Source organism: Streptomyces sp. NH27 (assembly GCF_056859195.1).
The window spans coordinates 1-22661 of record NZ_JACEGK010000046.1 but is presented as its reverse complement, the minus strand read 5'-3'; the positions used below and the strand labels follow the sequence as shown (position 1 = coordinate 22661).

Annotated in this window: 16 protein-coding genes; 2 read left to right on the top strand and 14 right to left on the bottom strand. The window is 72.9% G+C overall.

The features are described 5' to 3' along the window. Nucleotides 1-379: 379 nt before the first annotated feature. Entirely contained in the window at nt 380-1300 is a 921-nt protein-coding gene (locus AC13HU_RS06425) for a 2-hydroxyacid dehydrogenase (protein WP_483040767.1), read from the bottom strand. 111 nt (nt 1301-1411) lie between these two features. On the opposite strand from AC13HU_RS06425, the gene AC13HU_RS06420 reads away from it, so the two are divergent. Continuing rightward, complete coding sequence (locus AC13HU_RS06420; RefSeq protein ID WP_483040764.1) at nt 1412-2449, top strand: aldo/keto reductase; 1038 nt, start codon at nt 1412-1414, stop codon at nt 2447-2449. Nucleotides 2450-2690: 241 nt separating this feature from the next. Then, entirely contained in the window at nt 2691-3908 is a 1218-nt protein-coding gene (locus AC13HU_RS06415; RefSeq protein WP_483040763.1) for a PQQ-dependent sugar dehydrogenase, read from the top strand. Between the two features lie 53 nt (nt 3909-3961). Here the strand turns inward: AC13HU_RS06415 and AC13HU_RS06410 are convergent, their stop codons facing one another. From AC13HU_RS06410 to mnmA, 13 genes are all read right to left on the bottom strand, one after another. Continuing rightward, nucleotides 3962-6940 carry a helix-turn-helix transcriptional regulator gene (locus tag AC13HU_RS06410; RefSeq protein ID WP_483040762.1) on the bottom strand — a complete coding sequence of 993 codons (2979 nt, stop codon included), beginning with the start codon at nt 6938-6940 and terminating at the stop codon, nt 3962-3964. A 267-nt stretch (nt 6941-7207) separates the two neighbouring features. Further along, complete coding sequence (locus AC13HU_RS06405) at nt 7208-7501, bottom strand: hypothetical protein (protein ID WP_483040761.1); 294 nt, start codon at nt 7499-7501, stop codon at nt 7208-7210. A gap of 362 nt (nt 7502-7863) precedes the next feature. Next, a complete protein-coding gene (locus AC13HU_RS06400; RefSeq protein ID WP_483040760.1) occupies nt 7864-10185 on the bottom strand; it encodes an MMPL family transporter in 2322 nt (773 codons plus the stop codon). A 272-nt stretch (nt 10186-10457) separates the two neighbouring features. Next, on the bottom strand, nt 10458-11960 hold the full coding sequence (gatB, locus tag AC13HU_RS06395) for an Asp-tRNA(Asn)/Glu-tRNA(Gln) amidotransferase subunit GatB (RefSeq protein ID WP_483040759.1): 1503 nt from the start codon (nt 11958-11960) through the stop codon (nt 10458-10460). 30 nt (nt 11961-11990) lie between these two features. Beyond that, on the bottom strand, nt 11991-12278 hold the full coding sequence (locus AC13HU_RS06390) for a hypothetical protein (RefSeq protein ID WP_483040758.1): 288 nt from the start codon (nt 12276-12278) through the stop codon (nt 11991-11993). Further along, nucleotides 12275-13768, bottom strand: a complete 1494-nt coding sequence (gatA, locus tag AC13HU_RS06385) for an Asp-tRNA(Asn)/Glu-tRNA(Gln) amidotransferase subunit GatA (RefSeq protein ID WP_483040757.1) — start codon at nt 13766-13768, stop codon at nt 12275-12277. Before gatA ends, AC13HU_RS06390 begins: the two co-directional genes overlap by 4 nt. 4 nt (nt 13769-13772) lie before the next feature. Next, entirely contained in the window at nt 13773-14069 is a 297-nt protein-coding gene (gene gatC, locus AC13HU_RS06380; protein ID WP_202236395.1) for an Asp-tRNA(Asn)/Glu-tRNA(Gln) amidotransferase subunit GatC, read from the bottom strand. Between the two features lie 123 nt (nt 14070-14192). Continuing rightward, on the bottom strand, nt 14193-16334 hold the full coding sequence (locus tag AC13HU_RS06375) for a putative bifunctional diguanylate cyclase/phosphodiesterase (protein ID WP_483040756.1): 2142 nt from the start codon (nt 16332-16334) through the stop codon (nt 14193-14195). Nucleotides 16335-16569: 235 nt separating this feature from the next. After that, nucleotides 16570-18933, bottom strand: a complete 2364-nt coding sequence (ligA, locus tag AC13HU_RS06370; protein WP_483040755.1) for an NAD-dependent DNA ligase LigA — start codon at nt 18931-18933, stop codon at nt 16570-16572. A gap of 48 nt (nt 18934-18981) precedes the next feature. Further along, the gene (locus AC13HU_RS06365) at nt 18982-20019 is read right to left on the bottom strand and encodes a methionine synthase (protein ID WP_483040754.1); all 1038 of its coding nucleotides are present in this window, start codon (nt 20017-20019) and stop codon (nt 18982-18984) included. Between the two features lie 42 nt (nt 20020-20061). Beyond that, nucleotides 20062-20751, bottom strand: a complete 690-nt coding sequence (locus AC13HU_RS06360) for an SDR family oxidoreductase (RefSeq protein ID WP_483040753.1) — start codon at nt 20749-20751, stop codon at nt 20062-20064. Beyond that, nucleotides 20748-21338: an LOG family protein gene (locus AC13HU_RS06355; RefSeq protein ID WP_483040766.1), complete on the bottom strand. Its 591-nt coding sequence runs from the start codon at nt 21336-21338 to the stop codon at nt 20748-20750. The genes AC13HU_RS06360 and AC13HU_RS06355 overlap by 4 nt, the downstream gene beginning before the upstream one ends. Before the next feature lie 145 nt (nt 21339-21483). After that, complete coding sequence (mnmA, locus tag AC13HU_RS06350; RefSeq protein ID WP_483040765.1) at nt 21484-22650, bottom strand: tRNA 2-thiouridine(34) synthase MnmA; 1167 nt, start codon at nt 22648-22650, stop codon at nt 21484-21486. Nucleotides 22651-22661 lie beyond the last annotated feature (11 nt).

Below are 22661 nucleotides of genomic sequence, written 5' to 3'. Positions count from 1 at the left end.
CGCGAGGCCCCGGTGGTGTCGCCGCCGCAGACCCGGGCCAGCAGGAACTGGGGCAGCAGGCCGACGGCGGCGTGCCTGTCCTCCTCCGCGGTGGTCTGCGGTGCCGCGAGCACGGCCCCTCCGGTGCTCATGGCGCGGTCCGGTGTGCCATGGCGCGCCGGCGCCGCGTGATCGGTTCGCGCTTTCGGTCCTGCATCGCCCGCCCCCCTCACTCTGTCGTCGTTCGCAGCGCCGTGCCCGTGGTCATTCGGTCACGACGTGCCCCCGAATGCCGACGATACACCAGATTGGTCACTCTGGGATAGGTACTTCCTACTGTGCGTAACCGTCAGGGGGTTGCCGCCCATATCAGGCCATGCCCCGCCACCACGGGGGGCGTTCAGCTCTCGGCGACCACGTTCTCCAGGGGCAGGCCCGCCGCGAACCGCTCCAACTGCGCGCGCACCAGCCGCTTGGCGCGCGGCAGGAAGGCCGAGGTGCTGCCGCCGACGTGCGGGCTGATCAGCACGCCCGGCGCGTGCCACAGCGGGTGGCCGGCCGGCAGCGGCTCGGGGTCGGTGACGTCGAGCGCCGCGATCAGCCGCCCCGACTCCGTCTCCGCGAGCAGTGCCTTGGTGTCCACCACCGGCCCGCGCGCGACGTTCACCAGCAGCGCGCCGTCCTTCATCGCCGCCAGGACCGGGGAGTTGACCAGGCCGCGGGTCCGCTCGGTGAGCGGGGTGGTGAGCACCACGACATCCGCGGCCGGCAGCAGCCCGTTCAACTCGTCCATGGCGCGCACCGGGCCGCGCGGCGAGGAGCGCGCGGTGCGGGCGACCCGCTCCACCGTGCACTCGAAGGGGGCCAGCCGGTCCTCGACGGCGGCGCCGATCGAGCCGTATCCGACGATCACCACCCGGCGGTCGGCGAGCGCCGGGTAGAAGCCGGAGTACCACTTCTCGTTGTCCTGGCCGTGCACGAAGCGGGGAATGCCGCGCAGCGAGGCGAGGATAAGGGCCACGGTGAGCTCGGCGGTGCTCGCCTCGTGCACGCCGCGGGCGTTGCAGAGCTGGACGCCGGGCGGGAACTGCCCGAGGTGGGGCGCGATGTGGTCGACACCGGCGCTGAGCGTCTGCACCACGCGGACGTTGCGCATACGGGCGAGCGGACGCGCGCCGGCGCTCGGGCCCTTCATGTACGGGACGACGTAGAAGGCGGCGTCGGCCGGATCGGCCGGGAAGTCCTCGGCGCCGTCCCAGAAGACGTAGTCGAAAGCGTCCGGAAGTCCGTCGATCTCGTCGGGCGGCAGGGACAGCCACACCGTGGGGCGGTCGGTGGATGCGCTCTGGCCTGGGGTGCGGTCGGTTCGGGTGGTGTCGTTCATGGTCAGGAGGCTATGGCACAGTGGGGCGGCGCAAGGAGGTTGTGACGGGTGGAGCGCAGAAGGGTCGGGGCCACGGCGCTCGACGTGGGCGCGATCGGCCTCGGCTGCATGCCGATGAGTTGGGGTTACAGCGCCTCGCGGCAGGACAGCGCGCAGGCGCCTGCCGGCCGCCGGTCCGGCGGGCACTCGCTGCGGGTGGTGCACACCGCACTCGACGCGGGGGTCACTCTGCTGGACACCGCCGACATGTACGGCCCGTTCACCAACGAGCTGCTGCTCGGACGGGTGCTCAAGGAGCGGCGGGCGGACGCGTTCGTCTCCACCAAGTGCGGGCTGCTCGTCGGCGAGCAGCACATCGTGGCCAACGGCCGCCCGTCGTACGTCCGCAGGGCGTGCGACGCGTCGCTGCGCCGGCTGCAGACCGACACGATCGACCTCTACCAACTGCACCGGGTCGACCCCGAGGTGCCGGTGGAGGAGACGTGGGGGGCGATGGCCGAGCTGGTCGCGGCGGGCAAGGTGCGCACGCTGGGCCTGTGCGCGGTGGGCGCGCGCGCCGGGCGGACCAGGGGCGGCCGTACGGGCGGTGGCCGGTTGCACGACGAGACGATCCGTCATCTGGGCCGCGCCCAGCAGGTCTTCCCGGTCGGCTGCGTGCAGGCGGAGCTGTCGGTGTGGGCGCCGGAGGCGCTGGCGGAACTGTTGCCGTGGTGCGTGGCGCGCGGCATCGGCTTCCTGGCCGCGATGCCGCTCGGCAACGGCTTCCTGACCGGCACGCTCACCCCCGGCGAGGGATTCGAACGGGCCGACCTGCGCGCCAGGCACCCTCGTTTCACCGCGGAGATGATGGCCGCGAACCAGCCGATCGTGGCCGGGCTGCGCCGGGTGGCCGCCCGGCACGACGCGACGGCCGCGCAGGTCGCGCTCGCCTGGGTGCTCGCGCAGAGCCCCTCGGTGGTGCCGGTGCCGGGCACCAAGTCGGCCCGCTGGGCGGTGGAGAACGCGGCGGCCGCGGACCTCGTGCTGACCGGGGCGGACCTCGCGGAGATCGCGGCGCTGCCGGCTGCCCAGGGGTCGTGGGACTGACCGCGCGCGAAGGCCCGGCGGAGCCCGCGCTGAAGCGGCCCGACGGACCTGCCCCGCTCGTCCCGCTCCCCGGCTCCTCCGCACCCGCACCCGCACCCGCACCCGCACCCACGCTCCGCTCCCCCGCTGGTCGCGAACACGCCCGCCACCAGGGCGAGATGTGGTGTGCTTGGCTGGTGGGCAGGCCCGGGGAGCCCATGCCCGGCGGAACTGGTGGATCGACGTTTAGCGGGAGCTGACGGTGAAGGCTTGCGGCAGGTCCGTACGGACTCCGGCGCGCGGCGGCGCATGGGCCGCGGCGGTACTGGCGGCGGTACTGGTCGGCGGGTGCTCCTCGGCGGCGTCGCCGAACCTGACGCACCCGGCAACGCCCACCGTGCCCGCCAAGCCGCCCGCGGGCGGCAGCGCCGCGCCCTCCGGGTCCGCGGCCCCGTCCGCCCCGGCGTCCGCACCGCCCGCCAAGGGCACCGTGAAGGTCACGGCCACCGTCGCGACCGGGCTGAGCGCGCCCTGGGGCCTGGCCCAACTCCCCGACGACAGCCTGCTGGTCGCCGCCCGTGACACCGGGCGGATCTCACGGATCGATCCCAAGACCCATGCCGTCACCGTGGTCGGCCTGGTCCCCGGTGTCGCCCACACCAAGGGCGGCGAGAACGGTCTGCTGGGACTGGCGGTCTCGCCGGACTACGGCTCCGACCACCTCGTCTACGCCTACTTCTCCACCGCGTCCGACAACCGCATCGCCAGCTTCCTGTACGACCCGTCGCGGCCCAAGGGCGAGCAGTTGGGCGCGCCCGACACGATCCTGCGCGGCATCCCCACCGGCACCCTGCACAACGGCGGCCGGATCGCCTTCGGACCCGACGGCGACCTCTACGCGGGGACCGGCGAGAGCGGGCAGCTGGCGCTCGCGCAGAACATGTCCTCGCTCGGCGGCAAGATCCTGCGGATGGCGGCGGACGGCGAGGTGCCCACCGACAACCCGACGCCCGGCTCGCTCGTCTACTCCCCCGGCCACCGAAACGTCCAGGGCCTGGCCTGGGACGACCAAGGGCGGCTGTGGGCCTCGGAGTTCGGGCAGGACACCTGGGACGAGCTGAACCTGATCGAGCCGGGCAAGAACTACGGCTGGCCGACGGTCGAGGGAATCGCCCACCACGCGGGCTTCGTCGACCCCGTCGAGCAGTGGCACCCGGCTGACGCCTCGCCCAGCGGGGTCGCCTACGCGGCGGGCTGCATCTGGATGGCCTCCCTCAAGGGCGGGCAGCTGTGGCGCATCCCGCTGGCCGGGGCCAAGGCGTCCGCCGCGCCCCAGGCGTTCCTCGGCGGCAAGTACGGCCGGTTGCGTACGGTCGTCGCGCTCGACGACCACACGCTGCTGCTCACCACGAGCAACACCGACGACCGCGGCACCCCGCACCCCGGCGACGACCGCGTGCTCCAGCTCACCGTCTCCTGAGACCGCGGGCGGGCGGCCCGCCACGAGAGGCCGCGGCGCCCGGCGGCGCGCGGCTATCGCGCCTTCGGGAAGAGCTGGAGGCGGTGGGTGAGCGCGGCGGCCTCCGTGCGGGTGGACACGGACATCTTGGCGAGGATGTTGGAGACGTGGACGCTCGCGGTCTTCGGCGAGATGAACAGTTCCTCGGCGATCTGCCGGTTGGTGCGGCCGTCGGCCACCAGGCGCAGCACATCGCGTTCGCGGGCGGTGAGGCGGAGGGTCTGGGCCGGATCCTCGGGGGCGGTGCGCAGCCGGGCGCGCTGGGCGAGCGCGGCGATACGCGCGGCCAGCGGCGCGGCTCCGATCGTGGTGGCGGTGGCGTCGGCGAGACCGAGCAGGCGACCGGCCTCGTCGCGCGCGCCGGGTCCGCCCTCGGCGAGCAGGGCCTCGGCGCGACCCAATCGGACCCAGGCCAGTTCGAGCGGCCGCTCCTCGGCGGCGAAGGCTTCCTCGGCCGCGGTCCACAACGCGGTGTCCTGGCCGCCGAGTTCGGCGTCGAGCAGCAGCGCGTAGGCCCGGCTGAGCGAGGTGGGCCGGGGCAGTTCCGCCGCGACGGTCCGTACCGTGTCGGGGTCGATCCGGGCGCCGGTCACCATGATCGGCCAGGCGAACCGGGACGAGCCCAGCGGGAAGCCGTACTCGATCGCGCTCGCCAGCTCCGCGCGGGCGTCGGCGGTCCGGCCCTGGGCGAACGCGACCTGCATGCCGAGCAGCCTCAGCGGCAGTTGGTGCTGCGGCTGGCTGTCCCTGCGCAGCCCGTCCGCGGCCGCGGCATGGTGCCTGGCGGCGGCGTCGATGTCGCCGGTGGCGATGGCGAGGGAGCCGAACAGCAGCTCGCCGCCGGCTTTCGCGTAGGCGCTCGGGACCAGCCGGTTGGCCTCGGTGAGGCAGACCACCGCCTCCTCCACGCGGCCGAGTGAGAGCAGCGCCTCGCCCTCGTCGAGGAGCAGCCAGGAGCGGGTCAGCCCGGAGACATGGGAGTCCGCGAGGGTCTGCCCCTCGCGGGCCACCCGCAGCGCTTCGCAGGATCGGCCGGAGCCTTCGAGCACGGAGGCGAGGTTGCCGTGCGCGCGGGCGATGATGCTCGGCCGCGGCAGCTTGACGACCTGCGCCAGCACGTCCTCGATCTCGGCGATGCCGCCGTCGACGTCGCCGCAGTTGGCCTGGAGGACGCCGAGGGTGATCCGCGCCTGGAACTCGGTGTCGCGGGTCCCGACCCGCCGGGCGAACTCGACCGCCTGCTCGGCGGCTGCAATGCCCGCGGCACTGGGGTTGTGGATCATGATCCAGCCGGCGGTGTGCGCGAGCACCTCCGCGTGCGCGGCCGACGCCGGCAGCCCGCGGACCAGTTCCTGGGCTTTGCCCAGCGCCTCCCAGCCGTCGCCTCGGCCGAGGTCCTCGATCAGCCGGGAGCGCTGGGACCAGAACCAGGCGGCGCGCAACGGATCCCGTTCGCCGTCCAGCTCGATCAGCCGCAGTGCTCGCTTCGTCATCGTGTAGGCGCGTTCGCGCTCGCCGCCGAGCCGGGCGGCGACGGTGATCTCGGCGAGCAGGTCGAGGAAGTGGATCGGCCGTTCCGGGTCGCCGGTACGGGCCGCCGCGGTGTACTCGGCGCGGTTCAGCGGGGCGTGCGCCTCCACGAAGTCGGCCGGCCGCAGCGCGTCACGGACCTCGACGGGGGCGGTGTCCCACAGTTCGAGCGCGCGTTCCAGCAGGCGGTACTGCTCGGCGTAGGCGTGCCGGTCGCGGGCCTCGACGGCGGCGCGCAGCACGGCGGGCAGCGCCTTCGCCGGGTCGTGCGCGGCGTACCAGAAGCTGGCCAGCCGGGCGGCGCGCTCGTCGGAGCGGACCAGGGACGGGTCGGCCTCGATCGCCTCCGCATAGCGGCGGTTGATCCGGCTGCGCTCGCCGGGCAGCAGGTCGTCGCCGACCGCCTCGCGGACCAGGGAGTGGCGGAAGCGGTAGCCGTCGCCGTCGTCGGAGGGCAGCAGGATGTTGGCGCCGACGGCGGTGCGCAGCGCGTCGAGCAGGTCGTCCTCGCCGAGGCCGGTGATGGCGTCCAGCAGGCGGTACTCGACGGCGTTGCCGCCTTCCGCGACGAACTTCGCGACCCGCTGGGCCGATTCGGTCAGCTGCTCGACCCGGACCAGCAGCAGGTCGCGCAGGGAGTCGCTGATGCCGGAGAGGCAGTCGCCGCGGATGCTGCAGGCCAACTCCTCGACGAAGAAGGGGTTGCCGTCGGAACGGGCGAACACGTCGTCGACCACGGCGTCGCCGGGGCTCTCGGCGAGGATCGCGGTGAGCTGGCGCCCCACCTCGTCGCGGCTGAAGCGGCTCAACTCGATGCGCTCGACGGTACGCAGCCGGTCGGTCTCGGCGAGGAAGGACCGCAGCGGATGGCGGCGGTGGATGTCGTCGCTGCGGTAGGTGGCGGCGATCAGCAAACGGGCGCGCTGCACCGAGCGGAACAGGTAGGCGAGCAGTTCGCGGGTGGAGCGGTCGGCCCAGTGCAGGTCCTCGACGACCACGACGAGGGTGCGATCGGTGCCGAGCCGCTCCAGCAGGCGGGCGGTGAGTTCGAAGAGCCGGACCCGGCCCTCCTCGTCGTGCTGGTCGCGGCGGCCGGCGTCACTGCCGCCCAGTTCGGGCAGCAGCCGGGCGAGTTCGGCCTCCTGCCCGGCCACGGCGCTGGTCAGCTCGGTGCCGAGGGCACGGTAGAGGTGCCGCAGCGCGGTCGAGACGGGCGCGAAGGGCAGGCCCTCCGCGCCGATCTCCACGCAGCCACCGATGACGGTGACGGCCCCCGCGGCACGCGCCGCCGCCATGAACTCCTCGGTGAGCCGGGTCTTGCCGACGCCCGCCTCGCCGCCGATGAGCACCGCCTGCGGCTCGCAACCGTCGGCGGCGGACAGCGCGGCGGCGAGCCGGGACAGCTCGGTGTCGCGGCCGATGAACTCGGGGCTGAGGGACTGCGTCTGCACATTGCCGAGCATCGCATGCCCAGTGCCTGCCGCGACACCGATTACGGCCTGGGGTGCGATGGGGAGGCGATCAACGAGCGGCGGCATGTGACTTCGCATCCAAGGCGGAGGAGGAAGCCGACGCGGTGGAGGTGCTCCCGGTACTCCCCCTGGCTTCGCCGAAGGCACCCCCAGCCGCGCCGGAGACTGTGGCGGAATCGACCGACGACAACGCGGGAGCGAAGTCGCGGGGCGCCGCGGGCCCGCTCCCTACCGCACCCCGGGTCGTCGGCTGGGCGGTCATGCCGCGCCACGCGGGCGCGGGGCCCGGTGGACGCGGCCGAGGAGGCCCGCGCCGGAGCGACCGGTGGAACCGACGCGGGAGGTGCCGGCGCGATCGGAGGAAGGCGCCCCCTCGGCGTCTGCCCGCGCCACGGTGTGTGCCTGGGCGCGCCGGGCCTGGGTGCGCCGGGCCTGGGTGCGGGCCCGGCGCTGCGCGGCGCGGCCGGCCTTCGCCTCCTGGACGAGGCGCCACGCCTCGGCGCGACGGCGGAGTTCGGAACTGCGGGCCTGGTGGAGTTCGTAAGCAAACATCGGGCTGCTCCTTGGAAGTGCTGCTCTCTTTGTGCCTCCTAGCTTCGTCTCCAAGGTGGGTCGGCCACATCGGGCACCTTCCCGAAGTTCCAGCGCCTGCCGGGGGCTTTCCTTGCCTAGGCGGCCGCACGATGTGCCTAGGCGGTGCTCAGCGGGGCCTTAGCGGATGCCTTGTCCGGGCGCGCGGGGCCTTAGACGCCTTAGCGCGCCTTAGAACGGCCGCGAATGCCTTACGACCTGGTGCACGATAGGCGGCGGGCTCGCGACATCCTGATCCAGGGCTGGGCCCCGGGGATGCCGGACGGACGGGGTGCCGCGGCCCGGGTACGGCGGCTACGGCTACGGGTACGGGTGCGCCGCGGCTATACGGTGACGCGCCGCGCGGGCGGTTCGACGGCGGCCAGGGCGCCCGCAGGCAGGGCACCCGCAGGCACGGCGTCCGCGGGTGACGGGACGGGTGCGGCGGCGGGCGGCCGCGCGGTCGGCACCGTCTCGATGTTGAGCTGTGGCAGCCGCCGGTCCAACCAGCCCGGCAGCCACCAGTTGGCCGGACCGAGCAGGTGCATCAGCGCCGGGACCAGCAGCGTGCGCAGCACGAAGGCGTCGAGGGCGACGGCCGCGGCCAGGCCGATGCCGAACATCGCGATCACCCGGTCCCCGCTGAGCACGAACGCCAGGAATACCGCGACCATGATGACCGCCGCGGAGTTGATCACCCGGCTGGTCTCGGCGAGCCCCACGCGTACCGCCCGGCGGTTGTCGCGGGTCTCCCGCCACTCCTCGTACATCCGGCTGACCAGGAAGACCTGGTAGTCCATCGAGAGCCCGAACAGCACCGGGACGAGGATCACCGGCAGGAACGGCTCGATCGGCCCGGCCCGGCCCAGGCCCAGCCATTCGGTGCCCCAGCCCCATTGGAAGATCGCGGTGACCACGCCGAAGGAGGAGGCGACGGCGGCGACGTTCATCACCGCGGCCTTGACCGGGACGCCGATCGAGCGGAAGGCGAGCAGCAGCAGGACGGAGCCCAGCCCCACCACGCAGCCGACGAACAGCGGCAGTTTCCCGATCACCACCGCGCCGAAGTCGTCGTAGCTGGCCGTGGAGCCGCCGACGTAGACCTTCAGGTCGGTGCCCTTCTCCGCGGCCGGCAGGACGTCGTGGCGCAGTGTGTCGACCAGGTGGGAGGTGGCAGTGGACTGCGGAGAGCTGTCGGGCACCACGGTGATGACGCCGGTGCTGCCGGAGCCGTCGAGTTCGGGGCCGCTGACGGAGGCGACGCCGGCGGTGTGCCGGAGGGTCTGCGGCAGGTGGTCGAGGGCGACCAGCGCGCCCGCGCTGTCGGTGGTGGCCACCAGCGTGAGCGGGCCGTTGGTGCCGGGGCCGAAGCCGTCGGCGAGCAGGTCGTACGCCTTGCGGGTGGTCGCCGTGGAGGGGTCGTTGCCCTGGTCGGACGTGCCCAGGTGCAGCCAGAAGGTGGGCAGCGCGAGCACCACCATGATGGCGGCGGCGAACGCGCCGAGCAGCCGGGGGTGGCGGGAGACGAACCCGGACCAGCGGGCGGCGACGCCGGTGGGCGGTTCCGCGGGGGTGTCCGCGCCGCGGCAGCCGGTGTGCTCCTCGGCGCGGCGGTGCTGCGCGGCCTGGCAGCCGCCGCCGTGCGCCAGCGCCCGCCGCTCCCGGCCGCTGAGCGCCCGGTGGCCGATGATGCCGAGCAGCGCGGGCAGCAGCGTCACCGACGCGGCCACCGTGAGCAGCACCGTGAGCGACGCGGCGACCGCGACGCCGTTGAGGAAGTTCAGCCGCAGCAGCAGCATGCCGAGCACCGCCACGCACACCGTGCCGCCGGCAAAGACCACGGCCTTGCCGGTGGTGGCCACGGCCTCCTCGGCGGCCCGGGCGACGGACAGGCCGCGTTTGAGGCCCTTGCGGTGCCGGGTGACGATGAACAGCGCGTAGTCGATGCCGACGCCGAGCCCGATCAGCATGCCGAGCATGGGGGCGAAGTCCGCGACGGTCATGGCGTGGCCGAGCAGCACGGTGCCCATGTAGGCGGTGCCGCAGCCGACCAGCGCGGTGGCGATCGGCAGCAGCATCGCCGCGAACGACCCGAAGGCGACCAGCAGCACCACCGCGGCCACCGCGACCCCCACCGCCTCGCTGAGGTGGGCGCTGGCCGCCTCGGTGTTGCCGACCGCCTCGCCGCCGAGTTCGACCTCCAGGCCGGGGCCCTGGCCGGCCTTGGCGGTGTCCACCAGCGCCTGGGCCTGGCTGCGGCTGACGCCGTCGGCGTCCGTGCCGTAGCCGACGGTGGCGTAGGCGGTGTGCCCGTCGGAGCTGATCTGGCCGGCGCCCGAGGAACCGTAGGGGCTGGTCACGGAGGTGACGCCGGGCAGGGTGCGGGTCTGGTCGAGGACCTTCGTCATGGTCTGCTCGACGGCGCCGGCCCGTACGGTGCCGTGGTCGGTGTGCCACACGATCGTGTCGGAGTCGCCGGCCTGTCCGGGGAACGCCGTACGCAGCAGGTCCGCGGCGTGGCTGGACTCGGTGTTCGGCGCTTCGTACTTCTGGGAGTACGCGGAGCCGGCGACCGTGGCGGCGGCGGTGAGTCCGACGAGTGCGGTGAGCCACAGCAGTACGACGGTGAGTCGGCGGCTGAAGCACCACCGGGCAAGTACGGCCATGGGCTGCTGTCCCCTTGCGGGTGCGGTTGCGTGGTCGGTACGCCCGTGCAGTTCCGTGGCGATACGTCCCGCCCACTGTGCCAGGAGAAAGAGATCCTTTGCGGCTTTCGTGCTCCTCCTCACAACTGTCCGAAAAGGATAAAGGCGTCCTCCCGGACGCCCGCCGCGGACCCGCGGAAAGCGGGCGGACAACCCGTACGAACCCGCTGTGAACGCACGAGGAGGCGGTACCCCCGGGCCGGGGATACCGCCTCCTCCACACGTCGTCCGGGTCAGCCCTGGAGCTTCTCCAGCACCAGTTCGCGCACCCGCTTGGCGTCCGCCTGGCCGCGGGTCAGCTTCATGACCGCGCCGATGAGCGCACCGGCCGCCGCGAGGTTGCCGCCGCGGATCTTCTCGGCGACCGCCGCGTTGGCCGCGATGGCCTGGTCGACGGCCGCGCCGAGCGCGCCGTCGTCGGAAACGACCTTCAACCCGCGCGTGTCGACCACCTGGTCCGGGTCACCCTCGCCGGCCAGCACGCCCTCGATGACCTGCCGGGCCAGCTTGTCGTTGAGGTCGCCGGCCGCCACCAGCGCGGCGACCCTGGCCACCTGCGCCGGGGTGATCGCCAACTCGGCCAGCTCCACGCCGGTCTCGTTGGCGTGCCGGGCCAGTTCGCCCATCCACCACTTGCGGGCCGAGGCCGCGTCCGCGCCCTCGTCGATGGTGGCCGTGATCAGGTCGATCGCACCGGCGTTGAGCGCGGACTGCATCTCGAAGTCGGAGATGCCCCACTCCTGCTTGAGCCGCCCCCGGCGGGCCAGCGGCAGTTCGGGCAGCCCGGCCCGCAGTTCCTCGACCCACTCCCGGGCCGGGGCGATCGGCACCAGGTCCGGCTCGGGGAAGTAGCGGTAGTCCTCCGCCTCTTCCTTGATCCGGCCGGAGGCGGTGGAGCCGTCCTCCTCGTGGAAGTGCCGGGTCTCCTGCACGATGGTGCCGCCCGAGGAGAGTACCGCGGCGTGCCGCTGGATCTCGAAGCGGGCCGCCCGTTCCACGCTGCGCAGCGAGTTGACGTTCTTCGTCTCGCTGCGGGTGCCGAACTTCTCCCGGCCGTGCGGACGCAGGCTCAGGTTGACGTCACAGCGCATCTGGCCCATTTCCATCCGGGCCTCGGACACGCCCAACGCCTTGATCAGCTCGCGCAGTTCGGCGACGTAGGCGCGGGCCACCTCGGGCGCGCGGGCACCGGTGCCCTCGATCGGCTTGGTGACGATCTCGATCAGCGGGATGCCGGCCCGGTTGTAGTCCAGCAGGGAGTGCGAGGCACCGTGGATCCGGCCGGTCGCGCCGCCGATGTGGGTGGACTTCCCGGTGTCCTCCTCCATGTGGGCGCGCTCGATGAGCACCCGGAAGATCTCGCCGTCCTCCAACTGGACGTCCAGGTAGCCGTTGAAGGCGATCGGCTCGTCGTACTGCGAGGTCTGGAAGTTCTTCGGCATGTCCGGGTAGAAGTAGTTCTTCCGGGCGAACCGGCACCATTCGGCGATCTCGCAGTTGAGCGCCAGGCCGATCTTGACGGCGGACTCGATGCCGATCTCGTTGACCACCGGCAGCGCGCCCGGCAGGCCCAGGCAGGTCGGGCAGACCTGCGAGTTGGGCTCGGCACCGAGTTCGGTGGAGCAGCCGCAGAACATCTTCGTCCGCGTGCCCAGCTCGACGTGGACCTCCAGGCCCATCACCGGGTCGTACGACGCGAGCGCGTCCTCGTAGGACAGCAGGTCCGTGACGGTCACTGTTCCCTGTACCTCTTCTCCGTCGGTCCGTCAGTCCGCGAGGACGTCGTCATCGCTCAGCCGGCGCAGCTCGCGTACGAGCAGCACGATGCCGGTGGTCACCGCGGCGGCGCGCAGCACGGCGTCGAGCAGCTGGAGGTTGTCCTCCTCGCTGCGGGCGGAACGCACCTTCTTCACCGCGGTGAAGGCGCTGAACAGCGAGGTGCCGATGGACAGGTAGGTGCCCCTCTTGCTCTTGCTGCCCTTGGCCGACAGGTCCGCCGAGCCGGTGTGCTTTCCGCTGATGCTCTTCGCCGCGGACTTCGTCTGGCTGCTCATAGCTGCGGTGCCTCCTCAAGTAGCGGGTGGCCCCACTTCGACACGAAGGCGGCCTCTACGGCGGCGCCGACCCGGTAGAGCCGGTCGTCCTTGAGTGCGGGCGCGATGATCTGCAGGCCCACCGGGAGACCATCCTCCGGGGCGAGGCCGCACGGCAGCGACATCGCCGCGTTCCCGGCCAGGTTGACCGGGATGGTGCACAGGTCGGCGAGGTACATCGCCAGCGGGTCGTCCGCACGCTCGCCGATCGGGAACGCCGTGGTGGGCGTGGTGGGCGAGACGATGACGTCCACCTGCTCGAAGGCGCGCTCGAAGTCGCGGGTGATCAGGGTGCGGACCTTCTGCGCGGAGCCGTAGTAGGCGTCGTAGTAGCCGGAGCTGAGCGCGTAGGTGCCGAGGATGACGCGGCGCTTGACCTCGGGGCCGAAGCCGGCCTCGCGGGTCAGCGCGGTGACCTCCTCCGCGGACCTGGTGCCGTCGTCGCCGACCCGCAGTCCGTAGCGCATCGCGTCGAAGCGGGCCAGGTTGCTGGAGCACTCCGACGGCGCGATCAGGTAGTACGCCGCCAGCGCGTACGTGAACGACGGGCAGGACAGCTCGACGATCTCGGCGCCGAGCTCGCGCAGCAGTTCCACCGACTCGTCGAACCGCTGGACCACGCCGGCCTGGTAGCCCTCGCCGCCGAACTCCTGGATGACGCCGATCCGCAGGCCCTTGACGTCGCCGTTGCGGGCGGCCTCGACCACCGGCGGGACCGGGACGTCGACCGAGGTGGAGTCCATCGGGTCGTGGCCGGCGATCACCTCGTGCAGCAGCGCCGCGTCCAGCACGGTGCGCGCGCACGGGCCGCCCTGGTCGAGCGAGGAGGAGAAGGCGACCATGCCGTAACGGGAGACCCCGCCGTAGGTCGGCTTCACCCCGACGGTGGCGGTGACCGCGGCGGGCTGCCGGATCGAGCCGCCGGTGTCGGTGCCGATCGCCAGCGGCGCCTGGTACGAGGCGAGCGCCGCGGCCGAGCCGCCGCCCGAGCCGCCCGGGATACGGGTGAGGTCCCACGGGTTGCCGGTCGGGCCGTACGCGCTGTTCTCGGTGGAGGAGCCCATCGCGAACTCGTCCATGTTGGTCTTGCCGAGGATCACCACGTCGGCGGCCTTCAGCTTCTTGGTGACCGTCGCGTCGTACGGCGGCAGCCAGCCCTCGAGGATCTTCGAGCCGACGGTGGTCGGCACGCCCTCGGTGGTGAAGATGTCCTTCAGCGCGATCGGTACCCCGGCGAGCGGACCCAGCTCCTGCCCGGCGGCGCGCTTGGCGTCCACCGCGCGGGCCTGGGCGAGCGCGCCCTCCCGGTCCACGTGCAGATACGCGTGCACCTTCTCGTCCACGGCCTCGATCCGGGCCAGGTGCGCCTCGGTCACCTCGACCGCGGTCAGCTCGCCGGACGCGATCTTCTGCGCCGTCTCGGCGGCGGTAAGCCTGATGATGTCCGTCACGGCGTCAGTCCTCCCCGAGGATCTGCGGGACCTTGAAGCGCTGCTGCTCCTGCGCGGGCGCACCCGACAGCGCCTGCTGCGGGGTCAGCGACGGCCGGACGGTGTCCGAACGCATCACGTTGGTCAGGGGCAGTGGGTGAGAGGTCGGCGGGACGTCCTCGCCGGCCACCTCGGATACGCGGGCTACGGCGCCGATGATGTCGTCGAGCTGTCCGGCGAAGTGGTCCAACTCTTCGCGTGACAGCTCCATCCGTGCCAGCCGGCCGAGGTGGGCGACCTCCTCGGGCGTGATGCCAGGCATGCAGCGGTCCTCTGCGGGGTGAGATGTCAATGGGTGCGCCCAATCCTACGGTGCCGCGCGGGAGTGCCCGCACCCCGTTTCCCCCGGGGGGCGCCCTCGGTCCGCTTCGGCGGGCGATGCCCGCTACGCGCGCTTGGCGGGGAGGGCCGCGGCGGGCCGCTGCCAGCCGCGGTCACCACGTGCCTGCAACCAGTGCGTCGCCTCCTGCTCGGGCATGGCGGCGGCGACCAGCCACCCTTGCACCGCATCGCACCGCAGGTCCCGCAGCCGCTCCCACGTCTCGTCGTCCTCGACGCCCTCGGCGACGACCATGAGTCCGAGGGAGTGTGCGAGGTCGATGGTGCAGCGCACGATCTCCGCGTCCTCGGCGTCCGCGATGAGCCGGGCCACGAACGAGCGGTCGATCTTCAACTCGCTGACCGGCAGCCGCCGCAGGTGCACCAGCGAGGAGTAGCCCGTGCCGAAGTCGTCCAGGGACATCTTCACGCCGTGCCCGGTGAGCCCGTTGAGCGTGTCGGCGGCGCGCTGCGGGTCCTCCAGCAGGACGTGCTCGGTGATCTCCAACTGGAGGGAGCCGGGCGGCACATGGTGGCGGGCCAGCCGCGCGGCCACCGCCCCGGCGAACCCCGGACTGTGGACGTCGCGGGGCGAGACGTTGACGGCGACCGGGACGTCGAGCCCCATCGCGCGCCACCGGGCGATCTGGGCGAGCGCGGTGTCCAGGACGTACTCGGTGAGCCGCGGCATCAACCCGGAGGTCTCCGCCATCGCGATGAACTCCTCCGGGTTGACCCGGCCCCGCTCGGGGTGCTCCCAGCGGACGAGCGCTTCGAGCCCGGCCACCTGGCCGTCGAACCGCACCTTGGGCTGGTAGTGGAGTTCGACGTCGCCCGCGTCCAGCGCCCGCCGCAGGTCGCCCAGCAGTCCCAGCCGGTCGGGGGTGTTGGCGTCGCGGGTGGCCTCGTAGACCTCCGCGCCGCTGCGGTCCCGCTTGGCCTGGTACATCGCCACGTCGGCGCGGCGCAGCAGCCCTTCCGCGTCGGGCGCGTGGTCGGGGAAGACGCTGACGCCGGCGCTGGCCTCCAGCACCAGCGTCAGGCCGTCGAGGCTGAGGGGTGAGCCGAGCGCGGCGACCAGGGTGCGGGCGATCCGCTGCGCGCGGGTGGCGGAGTCGCAGGCGGGCAGCAGCACCGCGAACTCGTCACCGCCGAGCCGGGCCGCCTCGGCACCGCGCGGCAGGGCCAGCCGCAGCCGGTCGGCGACCTGGAGCAGCAGCCGGTCGCCGGCCAGGTGCCCGAGGGTGTCGTTGACCGACCGGAACTTGTCGAGGTCGATGAGGATCAGCCCGACCCGGCCCCAGCCCGCGGGCGCGGGCCCGCCGGGCTCGGCGGGCACGGCGCGGCCGACGGTCCGCGCGGCGTCGATCGCGGACCAGGTCCGCTCCAGCAGCCACTGGCGGTTGGGCAGGCCGGTCAGCGGGTCGCGCAACTGCTCCTCGGCGCGGGCGTGCGCGATCCACAGCGTGGAGTCGAGCGCGATCAGCGGCACGGCGAACAGCGGCAGCATCGCCGGCTCGTCACAGGCCACGACGAGGATCAGCGGGGAGATGCCGAGCAGAGCCGCGCCGACCAGCCCCTGCCGGACCAGTGCGGTACGCGCCACCGTGGGCAGACCGCCGCGCGGCGCGAACGCGGCCCACAGCAGGACCCGGGTCGCCGCCAGATAGGCCAGTGCGGTGGCGACGACGCAGGGCAGCGCCGACCAGCCCCAACCGGTCGTCGTCCAGGGATGCGCCACGGACGGGTGGATGCCGAACAGGTCGAGGGAGAGCGCGCCGGCGCCGATGCCGAGGATGTCGATCGCGCCGTGCAGCCCGACCTGCCGCCAGCTGTGCCGGCGGGCGGCGCCGACCAGCACCACTACGGCGAGGCTGACCAGCACGGCGGGCACCCATCCGAACAGCAGCAGCGCCGCAAGCACGAGGGCGGCACCGGAACCGGTGCCGCCCCACCAGCGGTCGCGCCCCATCGCGACGAGATGGCCGACGATGATCCCGGTGAGGACGGCAAGCGCCCAGCCGATCCGGCCGCCGGGGAACAGCGCGTCGCCGTTGTCCAGCAGCCGGCCGACACCGGCGGCGAGCGCGGCGGCCGCGGCGACCAGTACGGCCCACCGCACGACGGGCGCCGGGCTCGCGGGGAGGACCGGCGCGGCCACGCTGCTTCGGGGCAGCCGTGCCGCTCCGGCACTCTCCGTGGGTTCCATACCCGTGTCCCTCTCACAGCCCGTGAAGCAAGCAGGTGCGCGGGTGCCGGGTGGCCGCGGCGTGGCCGATGGGCCGCCGCGATCCTGCTGCCCCGACGGGAGCGCTCCTCAACAGTAGGCCGCGGCGCGCCGTCGCGGGCACCGATCGGCCGTCAATGCTTCCGTGCGCCCCGGTACGTGCGCGCCCGAACTCACCAGTCTGATATAGGCCGATCGGGTGACATGTGGCGGTAGGTCAGTCTGATCTACCGTCGGATTCCGTGCCGACGGCGGAATCGGAATCGGAATCGGAAACCGCGCCGGCGGCCTGGTCGGGCTCGGCGGCCGGCGCCGGTTCGGACACCTGCTCCGACTGCGAAGCAGATGCCGGCTCCGGCTCCGAGGCGGACGTCGGCTCCGGCTCCGGCGGGTTCACCGCCACCGCGCGGGCCGCGTCGGCACCCTGTTCGAGGAGTACGCCGAAGCCGTTCTCGTCGAGGATCGGGACCTTCAGCTGGACCGCCTTGTCGTACTTCGACCCGGGGTTGTCGCCGACCACCACGAAGTGCGTCTTCTTGGACACCGCGCTGGTGACCTTCGCGCCGCGGCCGCCCAGTTGCTCCTTCGCGCCGTCGCGGGTGTGCCCGGTGAGCGTGCCGGTCACCACCACGGTCAGCCCCTCCAGCGGTCTGGGGCCCTCGTCGGAGCCCTCCTCGGTGAACTTCACACCGGCCGCGCGCCACTTCTCGATGATCTCCAGGTGCCAGTCCACCGCGAACCACTGCTTGAGCGAGGCGGCGATGGTCGGCCCCACCCCGTCGACAGCGGCCAGTTCGGCCTCCTCGGCGTCCTTGATCCGGTCCAGGTCACGGAACTCGCGGGCGAGCGCCTCGGCGGCCACCGGACCGACGTGCCGGATGGACAGGCCGGTGATCACCCGGGCCAGCGGGCGCTCCTTGGCGGCCGCGATGTTCTCCAGCATGGCCAGCGCGTTCTTCTTCGGCTCGCCCTTCTGGTTGGCGAAGAAGGTGACGATCTTCTCCTCGCCGGTCTCCGGGTCGCGCTTGGGCAGCCCGCTGTCCTGGTCCAGGACGTACGAACGGATCGGCAGCAGGCGCTCGATGTCGAGGTCGAAGAGGTCGCCCTCGTCGGCCATCGGCGGCTGGTCGGGGGCGAGCGGCTGGGTGAGCGCGGTGGCCGCGACGTATCCGAGCGCTTCGATGTCCAGGCAGCGGCGGCCGGCGAGGTAGAAGATCCGCTCGCGCAACTGGGCCGGGCAGCGCCGGGCGTTGGGGCAGCGCAGGTCGATGTCGCCTTCCTTCATGGGCTGGAGGGCGGTGCCGCACTCGGGGCACTCGGCGGGCATGGCGAACTCCCGCTCGCTGCCGTCCCGCAGGTCCGCCACCGGGCCCATGATCTCCGGGATGACGTCACCGGCCTTGCGCAGCACCACGGTGTCGCCGATCAGGACGCCCTTCTTCTTCACCACCTCCTGGTTGTGCAAGGTGGCGAACTCGACCTCGGAGCCGGCCACCGTGACCGGTTCCACCACTGCGTACGGCGTCACCCGGCCGGTGCGGCCGACGCCGACCCGGATGTCCACGAGCTTGGTGTTGACCTCCTCCGGGGCGTACTTCCAGGCGATGGCCCAGCGCGGAGCGCGCGAGGTGGAGCCGAGCCGGCCCTGGAGCGGGATCTCGTCCACCTTGACGACGACGCCGTCGATCTCGTGCTCGACGTCGTGCCGGTGCTCGCCGTAGTACGCGATGAACTCGCGGACGGCGGCCAGCGAGTCGACCACCTTGTTGTAGCGGGCGGTGGGCAGGCCCCACTCGTGGAGGAGTGCGTAGCCGTGCGACTGGCAGTCGATGTCGAAGCCCTCGCGGGCGCCGATGCCGTGCACCACCATGCGCAGCGGGCGGGAGGCGGTGATCCTGGGGTCCTTCTGGCGCAGCGAGCCGGCCGCGGCGTTGCGCGGGTTGGCGAACGGCTTGTCGCCGCCTTCGACCAGCCGGGCGTTCAGCTCCGCGAACTTCTCGCCCGGGAAGTAGACCTCGCCGCGGATCTCGACCAGGTCGGGCACCCGGTCGCCGGCCAGCCGGTCGGGGATGTCGGAGATGGTGCGGACGTTGGGCGTGATGTCCTCGCCGGTGCGGCCGTCGCCGCGGGTGGCGGCGCGGGTGAGCCGGCCGTGTTCGTACGTGAGGTTGACCGCGAGGCCGTCGACCTTCAGCTCGCACAGGAAGTGGTACGGGCTGCGGGCGTTGTCGGGCGGGCCGAGCTCGGCCGCGACCCGGTCGGCCCAGGTGGCCAACTCCTCGTCGCTGAAGGCGTTGTCCAGCGAGAGCAAGCGCTCGCGGTGCTGGACCGAGGTGAACTCGGTCTCATAGGCGCCCGCGACCTTCTGGGTGGGCGAGTCCGGGGTGCGCAGTGCCGGGTGCTGCTCCTCGATCGCCTCCAGCCGGCGCAGCGACTGGTCGAACTCGGTGTCGCTGACGACCGGTGCGTCGTTCACGTAGTAACGGAAGCGGTGCTCCTCGACCTGCTCGGCCAGGCGCGCGTGCTCCTCACGGGCCTCGGCGGGGATGTCCGCCCGGCCGGCCTCCTGCTCGGCTGCCACGTCCGTGTCCCTCCTACCAGTCGGGCCGCAATCGGCCGCACTTCGGCGTCACTCTGGGTTGTCGACGAGCGAGCGGGCCGCCCTCGCGCAGTGCACGAGCGCGGCACGGGCATAGGCCGGTGAGGCCCCCGCCAGACCGCAGGACGGGGTGACGGCGACGGAGGACCCCAACGCCCCCGGTGCCAGTCCCAACCTGCGCCACAGCGCCCGGACACCACTGACGCTACCCGCTGGGTCTGACAACGGGGCATCCGTGCCGGGTACGACACCGGCGAAGAGCGCGGTGCCGGCCTCCACGGCCTCCCCGAACGCGTCCCAGTCACGCTCGGTGAGCAGGTCGAAGTCGAAGGAGATGCCGGCGACCCCGGCCCGGCGCAGCAGCGCGAACGGTACGTCGGGGGCGCAGGAGTGGACGGTGACGGCGGCGCCCGCCGCTCCCGCCGCGCCGACCAGGTCGCGCAGCGCGCCCTCGACGACCGCGCGGTCCACCGCCCGGTGGGTGCGGTAGCCGCTGGCGGTCCTGACCTCGCCGCGCAGCACCGCGGTGATACCCGGCTCGTCCAGTTGCAGCAGGATGCCGGCGCCCGGCACCCGGCGGCGGATGTCCGCGAGGTGCGCGGTCAGGCCCTCCGCGAGGGACTCGGTCAGGTCGCGGACCGCGCCCGGGTCGCGCAGCGCCGCCTCGCCGTTGTGCAGTTCCACCGCCGCGGCCAGCGTCCACGGGCCGACCGCCTGGATCTTCAACGGGCCCTGGTGGCCTTGCGTGAACTCCTCCAGCGCGTCCAGGTCCTCGCCCAGCCATGACCTGGCCCGCTTCGTGTCGCGGCCCGGACGGTCGCCGAACCGCCAACCGCTGGGCTCCACCCGTGCGTAGAGGTCCACCAGCAGGCCGAGGGTGCGGCCGATCATGTCCGCCCCCGGGCCGCGCGCCGGCAGCTCGGGCAGATACGGCAGCGTGCCGACGGCTTCCGTGGCCACCCGGGCGGATTCTCTGGCGTCTCCCCCCGGCATCGAACCCACGCCGGTCGCGGCGCCCTCGGGCAGGGTGAATCGTTCACTGGTCTCGGTGGTTGCCTCGGTGCTCACGCTGGCAGCGTAGAGGCTCCGCCGATCCGCCCGGGTTGCCGCCTACCGCGCGGGGCGGAGCGTCACGTCGGGGATCGTGGCATCGCGGGGGAGGTCGAGGACCGAAAGAACCGTCGTGGCAATGGACTCGGGGTCGATCCAGCGCGAGGGGTCGTAGGGCTTGCCCTCCTGCTGGTGGACTTTCCGCTGCATGGGTGTGGCGGTCCGCCCGGGGTACACGGTGGTGACCCGCACGTCGTGGTCCCGCTCCTCGGCGCGGAGCGAGTCCGCGAGGGCCTTCAGCCCGTGCTTGCTCGCGGCGTACGCGCTCCAGTCGGCGTGCGCCTGGAGCCCCGCGCCGGAGTTGACGAAGACCACGGTGCCCCGGGAGAGCCTGAGTTGGGGCAGCAGTAGCCGGGTGAGTTCGGCGGGCCCGACGAGGTTCACCGCGAGGGTGTGCTCCCACACCTTCGGGGTGAGGTCGCCGACCGGTCCCAGATCGACGGTGCCGGCGATGTGCAGGAGGGAGTCCAGCCGGTCCGGGAGCGACTGCTGCTCCAGCGCCCAGGACAGCCTGGCCGGGACCGCGAGGTCACCGACGAGGGTGTGCGCCCCGGGGAATTCGTCGGCGAGTTGCCGGGCCCGGCCGGCGTCCCGGACCAGCAGCCACAGCTCGTCGCCGCGGGCCAGCAGCCTGCGGGCCACCGCCGCCCCGATCCCGGACCCGGCACCGGTGACAAGGTGGACGCTCACGCATGCTCCTGGAGGTAGGCCAGCGCGTCGGCGCCGTCGTCGGAGAAGTGCACCAGCTCGGAGAGCGGCAGGGGCAGGAAGCCCTCTTCCTCCATCGTGCGGAACTGCGCGGCCAACCCGTCGTAGAAACCCGCGCTGTTGAGCAGGACCACCGGTTTGGCGTGCAGTCCGTGCTTCTTCAGCTCCAGGATCTCCGTCGCCTCGTCGAGCGTGCCGGTGCCACCGACCATCACCACGATCGCGTCGGAGCGGCGCAGCAGTTCGGCCTTGCGGGTGGCGAGGTCGGGTGCGATCACCATCTCGTCGGCGTCGGTACGGGCCTTGGCGCGCAGGAACTCCACGGACACGCCGACCAGTCGCCCGCCGGCCTGCTGTACGCCGTCGGCGACGACCTTCATCAGCCCGGACTGCGAGCCGCCCCACACCAGCGTGTGGCCGGCCTTGCCGAGCAGATCCGCGAACTCCCGGGCGGGCGCGGTGTAGCGGTCGGGCAGGTCGGCGGCGGAGAGGAACACGCAGATGTTGAGCGGGCGGGTCGGCCGCCGCCCCGCGGCACCGGTAGCGCCGTCCGTCGCGGCAGCGGTCACGGCACCAGTCGCGGCACCGACCGTCGTATCAACCGTCGTATCGGCCGCGGAGATGCCCGCGGAACCGGCCGCGGGGTCGTTCACGGAGCTGGTCACAGAGTCCACCACGGGATCGGTCGTCGGGTCGGTCATGTCGTCGGGTCGGTCATGCGGTGTGTCCGGCGGCGGCCGGGGCGGGGCGGGTCCGGCCGCGCTCGCGGTCGGTGGTGGCGATCGTCGCCGAGCCGACGACGCGGGTGCCGTCGTAGAGCACGACCGCCTGGCCCGGGGCGATGCCGCGCATCGGCCGGGCGAAGGCGACGTGCAGGGTGCCGTCGAGGAGTTCGGCGGTGGCGGGCGTCTCCTCGCCGTGGGCGCGCAGCTGCGCGGTGTACGCGGCCGGGCCGGTCGGCGGGGTGCCGCACCAGCGCGGGCGGATCGCGGTGAGCGCGGTCACGTCGAGGGCCTCGGCGGGGCCGACGGTGACGGTGTTGTCCACCGGCGAGATGTCCAGCACGTAGCGCGGCTTGCCGTCGTCGGCGGGGACACCGAGCCGCAGGCCCTTGCGCTGGCCGACGGTGAAGCCGTACGCGCCGGTGTGGGAGCCGACCACCGATCCGCTCTCGTCGACGATCTCGCCCTCGCGGGTGCCCAGCCGCTCGGCGAGGAAGCCCTGGGTGTCGCCGTCGGCGATGAAGCAGATGTCGTGGCTGTCGGGCTTGCGGGCCACCGCGAGGCCGCGGCGCTCGGCCTCGGCGCGGATCTCGTCCTTGGTGGCCGCGGTGTCGCCGAGCGGGAACATCGCGTGCGCGAGCTGCCGCTGGTCGAGGACGCCCAGGACGTAGCTCTGGTCCTTGGCGACGTCGCCGGAGCGGTGCAGTTCGCGGCTGCCGTCGGGGGCGGTGCGCACGGCGGCGTAGTGGCCGGTGCAGACCGCGTCGAAGCCGAGGGCGATGGCCTTGTCGAGGAGCGCGGCGAACTTGATCTTCTCGTTGCAGCGCAGGCAGGGGTTGGGGGTACGACCGGCCGCGTATTCGGCGACGAAGTCGTCCACCACGTCCTCCCGGAAGCGGTCGGCGAGGTCCCATACGTAGAAGGGGATGCCGATCACGTCGGCGGCGCGCCGGGCGTCCCGGGAGTCCTCCAGCGTGCAGCAGCCGCGGGCACCGGTACGGAAACTCTGCGGGTTCGCGGACAGGGCGAGGTGCACCCCGGTCACGTCGTGGCCCGCCTCGGCGGCCCGGGCGGCCGCGACCGCGGAGTCGACACCGCCGCTCATGGCTGCCAGCACGCGGAGCCGCTGCCGCGGTGGCTCAGTCGGGAAATCGGTCACCCGACCAGGGT

What these genes read in the sequence shown, in the direction of transcription:
- AC13HU_RS06410 (WP_483040762.1), bottom strand. Translation starts at nt 6,940, where the DNA reads ATGCTCGGCAATGTGCAGACGCAGTCCCTCAGCCCCGAGTTCATCGGC.
- AC13HU_RS06405 (WP_483040761.1), bottom strand. Translation starts at nt 7,501, where the DNA reads ATGTTTGCTTACGAACTCCACCAGGCCCGCAGTTCCGAACTCCGCCGT.
- AC13HU_RS06400 (WP_483040760.1), bottom strand. Translation starts at nt 10,185, where the DNA reads ATGGCCGTACTTGCCCGGTGGTGCTTCAGCCGCCGACTCACCGTCGTA.
- AC13HU_RS06390 (WP_483040758.1), bottom strand. Translation starts at nt 12,278, where the DNA reads ATGAGCAGCCAGACGAAGTCCGCGGCGAAGAGCATCAGCGGAAAGCAC.
- gatC (WP_202236395.1), bottom strand. Translation starts at nt 14,069, where the DNA reads ATGCCTGGCATCACGCCCGAGGAGGTCGCCCACCTCGGCCGGCTGGCA.
- AC13HU_RS06375 (WP_483040756.1), bottom strand. Translation starts at nt 16,334, where the DNA reads ATGGAACCCACGGAGAGTGCCGGAGCGGCACGGCTGCCCCGAAGCAGC.